At 71.2% G+C, this 4,988-nt stretch carries 5 protein-coding genes and 1 pseudogene; 2 read left to right on the top strand and 4 right to left on the bottom strand.

What is annotated here, in order from left to right:
• A partial coding sequence (locus QH283_RS24365) for a bifunctional RNase H/acid phosphatase (RefSeq protein WP_280505269.1) occupies positions 1–857 on the bottom strand: 857 nt, incomplete at its 3' end.
• A gap of 4 nt (positions 858–861) precedes the next feature.
• The gene (locus tag QH283_RS24360; RefSeq protein WP_280505268.1) at positions 862–1,599 is read right to left on the bottom strand and encodes a zinc ribbon domain-containing protein; all 738 of its coding nucleotides are present in this window, start codon (positions 1,597–1,599) and stop codon (positions 862–864) included.
• A 376-nt stretch (positions 1,600–1,975) separates the two neighbouring features.
• On the opposite strand from QH283_RS24360, the gene QH283_RS24355 reads away from it, so the two are divergent.
• Together QH283_RS24355 and QH283_RS24350 are read left to right on the top strand one after the other, a co-directional pair.
• Positions 1,976–3,325: a PPE domain-containing protein gene (locus QH283_RS24355; protein ID WP_280505267.1), complete on the top strand. Its 1,350-nt coding sequence runs from the start codon at positions 1,976–1,978 to the stop codon at positions 3,323–3,325.
• Complete coding sequence (locus QH283_RS24350; RefSeq protein WP_280505266.1) at positions 3,322–4,083, top strand: ESX secretion-associated protein EspG; 762 nt, start codon at positions 3,322–3,324, stop codon at positions 4,081–4,083. The genes QH283_RS24355 and QH283_RS24350 overlap by 4 nt, the downstream gene beginning before the upstream one ends.
• A 28-nt stretch (positions 4,084–4,111) precedes the next feature.
• Here the strand turns inward: QH283_RS24350 and QH283_RS24345 are convergent, their stop codons facing one another.
• Both QH283_RS24345 and QH283_RS24340 read right to left on the bottom strand, forming a co-directional pair.
• Positions 4,112–4,756 carry a hypothetical protein gene (locus QH283_RS24345; RefSeq protein ID WP_280505265.1) on the bottom strand — a complete coding sequence of 215 codons (645 nt, stop codon included), beginning with the start codon at positions 4,754–4,756 and terminating at the stop codon, positions 4,112–4,114.
• A gap of 110 nt (positions 4,757–4,866) precedes the next feature.
• Positions 4,867–4,988 (bottom strand): annotated as a pseudogene (locus QH283_RS24340) (Nif3-like dinuclear metal center hexameric protein); the annotation flags it as partial.

Raw genomic sequence — 4,988 nt, 5'->3', positions numbered from 1 at the left:
TCGGTTTTGTGTATTTGTGACAGGGTCCGGCCCTCCAAATCGCCGAATTCGGTCTCGATAAGGCCCTTATCGGGCCGCCGGGGAACGCCTTGCGGGTGGGCGGCGGCTTCGGCGGTCTGCACCGCGCGGGTCAGCGGCGAGCTGACGACCGCCTCGATCCCGCCCCTGGCCGCCAGCATCTTCGCCGCGCGGGCGGCCTGCTCGCGGCCGAGCTCGGTCAACGGCGGGTTGCCGCGACCGGAGTAGCGGCGCTGGATGGACAACTCGGTCTGGCCGTGGCGCAGCAGCAGCAGGCGGGTCGGACGGCCGACCGCGCCGGTCCAGCCGGGGGCGGGAGCGGCCTCGGTGCTCGCGCGCTCGGCGGTCTTCGCGCCGCCGGCGGGACGCGCGCCGGTGGCCGCGTCGGTCCCGGCGTCGTCCATGGCCTCGTTGGCCAGCCGGTCGGCGTGGCTGTTGCGCTCGCGGGGTATCCAGGTGAAGGTGACCCGGTCGAAGCAGGCGACCAGTGCCCGCGCCCGCTCGGCGAGCGGAATCATGGCCGCGTGCTTGACCTTCCAGCGCCCCGACATCTGTTCGACGACGAGCTTGGAGTCCATGCGGACGTCCACCTCGCGCGCGCCCAGCTCGGCCGCGGCCTCCAGGCCCGCGATCAGGCCGCGGTACTCGGCGACGTTGTTGGTGGCCAGGCCGATGCTCTCGCGGCGTTCGGCCAGCACCGTCCGGTCGGGGTCGAGCACGACCGCGCCGTAGCCCGCTGGGCCCGGGTTGCCCCGCGACCCGCCGTCGGCCTCGACGATCACCTTCGGATGGCGCGCCGCCGTGTCATCGGGGTGGCGTGCCGCCGTGTCGCCGCTCATGGCCTCACAGACCGGATTCCTTGGTGCGCACCAGCACGGCGCCGCACTCCGGGCACCGCACCACGGCCTCCGGCGCGGTCTTGGCGATGCGGGCGATCTCGCCGCGGTCGAGCTCGATCCGGCAGGCGCCGCAGCGACGGGCCTGCAACAGCGCCGCGCCGACACCGTGCTGGGCGCGCTGGCGGTCGTAGACGGCGAGCAACTCGTCCGGGAAGGTTCCGATCAGCGCCGCGCGGTCGGTCTCGCAGCGCTGCTGGGCCACGTCGAGATCGGCCAGCGCCTCGGCGCGCAGCCGCTGCGCCTCGGTCAGCTCCTCCTCGGTCTTGGTCAGCTGCGCGCCCGCGTGGTCGTGATCGGCCGCCGAGGCCTCGCGCCGCTCCATCACCTCGAGCAGCTCGTCCTCCAGCACGCCGCGGCGGCGCTGCAGGCTGGCCAGCTCGTGCTGGAGTTCGGAGAGCTGCTTGGCGGCGACCGAACCCGATTCCAGCATCGAGCGGTCGCGCTCCTCGCGCTTGCGCACCGCCTCGATCTCGCCCTCCAGCTTCTTGATGTCGCGGTCGAGATCGTCGAGCACGATCTCCACCTTCACCGCGGCGTCCTTGTGCTCGTTGCGCAACGCCTCGAGCCGCTCCACCTCCTGCTGCTCGGGCAGCACCGTTCGCCGATGCGCGATCCGCGTCAGCTCGGCATCGACAGCCGCGAGCTGGAGCAGCTTGGCCTGGATCGGTGGTTCGACAATCAACGCGGACAGACTCCTGGGCACTGTGGACGGATGGGCGCCTGCCACCGGGCGGGCAAGGATCGAGCGTACCCCGGCAGCCCGCCGAGCCCCGCCCTAGCCGAGCAGTTCTCCCGGAAACAGCGGAACCGGAACCGGTGCAACCGCGTCATATAGTTACGCCGACTGTCTTCGACGCCGCCAGGAGACCCATGCGAACCGCCGTCACGCCGCACCGCTCACACCCGGGCCGGTGCCCCGTCGGCGGTCGTGATCGCCGCGGCGCGGCAGTCCCGAGGCATGCGGCCGCGGCGCCACGCGCGGCGCGGGGAGGGGAGCACGAGATGGCAGGCCGAGCACCGGCAGGTCAGCAGAACGCACGAACCGAGGGGGTCGGCTGATGGTGGTGGGAGCGTACGCGGCGGCGGCTGCGCTGAACGGCATCGTCGGCCACTTCCTGTCCGACCGGAACAACGACCGCGACCAGTCGCTGCAGTCCGACGCGGCGCAGACCTGGCAGGGCGATCGTCAGCACATCCAGAACGAGTACAACGAGCTGTCGAGCCAGTACAGCGTGACGGCGCCGCCCGCCATCACCAGCCCGGAGGCCTTCGACACCTGGTCGCACGAGGACATCTGGAAGGCGCTCAACGGCGACGGCGAGAACGGACCCGTCGATCAGGCCACCATCAACGCGGGCGCCGACGGCTGGCGCAAACTGGTCGAGCAGGCGAACACGGCCATCGCCGTCTTCGGCACCGGCGTCCAGGAGGTCGTCGACGCGGGGTGGAACGGCCGTTCCGGCAGCGCGGCGCGGGAGGCCACCCAGGCCTACGTGACCGAGTTCGCGACGCTGGCGGTGAGCTTCCAGCAGGTCGCCAACGGCATCGACCTGATCCAGGGCTACCTCGACCAGGCGAAGCTGTCCGTGCCCCCACCGGAGAACGTCAACTTCCTCGACGAGTTCCTCGGCCACATCCCCGGCAACGGCGTGCTGAAACTGGGCAAACACCGGGCGAACGAGGCCGAGGCGCGGGCGCAGGAGGTCATGAAGGCCTACCAGGCGGGCGCCATCGAGGTGGACAACCAGACGCCGGTGCTACCGGAGCCGAAGAGCCCGGTGCACAGCCCGGGATCCGATCAGCCGGATTCGAAAAGGCCGACGGGCGGGGGTGGTCCGTCGGGCACGGGCGGTGCCGGCCCGTACACGCCGGACTCGGGCGATCCCGCGCAGACCGAGGATCCGAACGCGCCGGGAGACGGCACCACCGAAGACCCCGCTGCCACCGACGACCCGTCCGCGCAGAACCCCTCGACCGGCGACCCGTGGTCGGATCCCACGAGCACCGATCCTGCTGCCACGAATCCGGCGAGCACGATCCCGTCGAGCAACCTGCCCAGCGGCCTGAACGACCCGAGCAGCAGGCCGAGCTACGGCACGCCGGGTTCGGGCTATCCGGGCGCGGGCACCCCGAGCACCCCCGGATCGACGCCGAGCCCGGGGGCCGGTATCCCCGGCGTCGGCTCGACCGCCCAGCCCGCCGGTTCGGGCACCGGCACCTCGCGCACCGCCGCGGGCACCGGGCGCATGGGCATGCCCGGCATGGGCGGCATGGCCGGACGCGGGGGCAACGGCAAGGACGACGAGAGCGAGCACAAGATTCCCGACTACCTGGTCCAGGATCGTGCCACCGAGCTGCTCGGCGAACAGCCGCGTGTGCTCCCGCCGGGCGGGGTCATCGGCGGATGAGCGAACCACGTTGGCAGTTCGACGGTCTCGCCTTCCGCATCGCGCTGGAGGTCATGGGTCGCGACAGGCTGCCGTATCCGCTGAGCTATCGCCACGCCAGGGTCGACCATCGCGACGACTACGAGCGCGAGCGCGCGCGGGCGGCGCGGCGGGTGCGCGACGTCTTCGACGAGCGGCTGCACCGCGCGCTGACAGTGCTGCTCGAACCGGAGGTGCGGGTGGAGGTGCACGGATTCCACGGGCCCGGGGCCGACCGGGTGGTGCGCGTCCACGCGGGCATCGCCGGGCAGGTCGCGACCGTGGCCGTGCAGCAGCCGGGACCGACCCGCGAGCACGGGCGCGACGTGGTGCTGACCATGTGCTACGCGCACACCGTCGCCACCGAGATCGCCGCGCGGCTCCCGCGTTTCGCCGGCGGCGGGCACGCCCCCTTCTCCGCGCGCCGCTCCGATCTCGACCGCCCGATCTACAACCGGCACCCGAACCGGCTGGCTCCCGAGGAGGAGCTGGCCCGGTTCGTGCGCCGTCCCAGGGTGGGCACGGGTGAGATCTCGGTGCACCCCGGCATCGCGATCGACGCGCGGCCGACCGACGACGGGCACGCCTTCATCTGGCTCGACTACCCGAACGACGGGCGCTACGTGCTGGTCAACCACGACGCCGACGCGTTCTCGATCAGCCCGGCGCCGGTCGACGAGCTGGTGCGTCAGCTGCGGTACCGGATCGAAGCTCTCCAGACGCGCTCACCCGCCTGGTGAGCCCCTGCCCCGCAGGCGGATTCACCGCTCACTTGCCGACGGGCATGGTCTTGATGGCGTCGCGGGAGATGTAGACCTCGTACTCGCCGGGCATGGCGATGACGGCATTGCCGTAGGCCGAGCGCACGAAGGGTTCGGTGTACCAGCTGCCGTCGCGCATGTCCTCGAAGAAGTCGCGGTCCTCGCCGTTGAGGAAGATGTGGTTCTGTGTGGTCGCGACACCGTCGAGGCGCTGGCCGTACAGACGGGTGACCTTGTAGCCGGAGTGGAAGCCCAGCGCGTTCACCCAGGGTTCCAGCTCGACGATGTTGGCCTGCAGCACCCACATGTCGCCCTGCACCTGGAAGGTCTCGCGGCGTTCCTCGGTGTCGTCGTCGCCGTAGAGGGTCAGTTCGACCTCGAGCTGGTGGTCCTGCCCCTCGACCTTGGTCACCACGGCGTGCGCCGCCTTGATCTCCCCGGTGAGACCGATGTAGGTCTGCAACAGCGTGGCCACCCACAGCGCCACCACCGCGGCCAGCAACATGGTCAGACCGGAGACGCCGCGGCTGATCAACACGCGCACGCCGATCTTGCGCACCTTCAGTACCGCCGAAACCAACAAAGCCACACCGACGAGGAGCAACAGGATCAACAAGACCTGCACGACCCCGAAGTCCACCGGGAAGTTCATGCGGTAGTTGTACCCGTTCCCGGCGACACCTTCTCCCCCAACTCCGCCCGTCACCGCGCGCCCGCCGAGACACGCCGACGGAATGTGTTGTGCCAGGGACGATCAGGCGCTCAGGGGCGGGCCGAGACCGTCCACGGGTCGGTGCGCAGCGTCGAGACCCGGGTCTCCAGCTCGGGCAGCGCCGCGCGCACGACGGACTCCGCCAGTGCGCACCAGGGGAATTCGGTGGCCC

Origin of the sequence: Nocardia farcinica, from assembly GCF_029867845.1 — a bacterium.
Classification (GTDB): domain Bacteria; phylum Actinomycetota; class Actinomycetes; order Mycobacteriales; family Mycobacteriaceae; genus Nocardia; species Nocardia farcinica_A.
The sequence above is the reverse complement of the archived record's forward strand: the minus strand, read 5'-3'. Positions and strand labels throughout refer to the sequence as shown.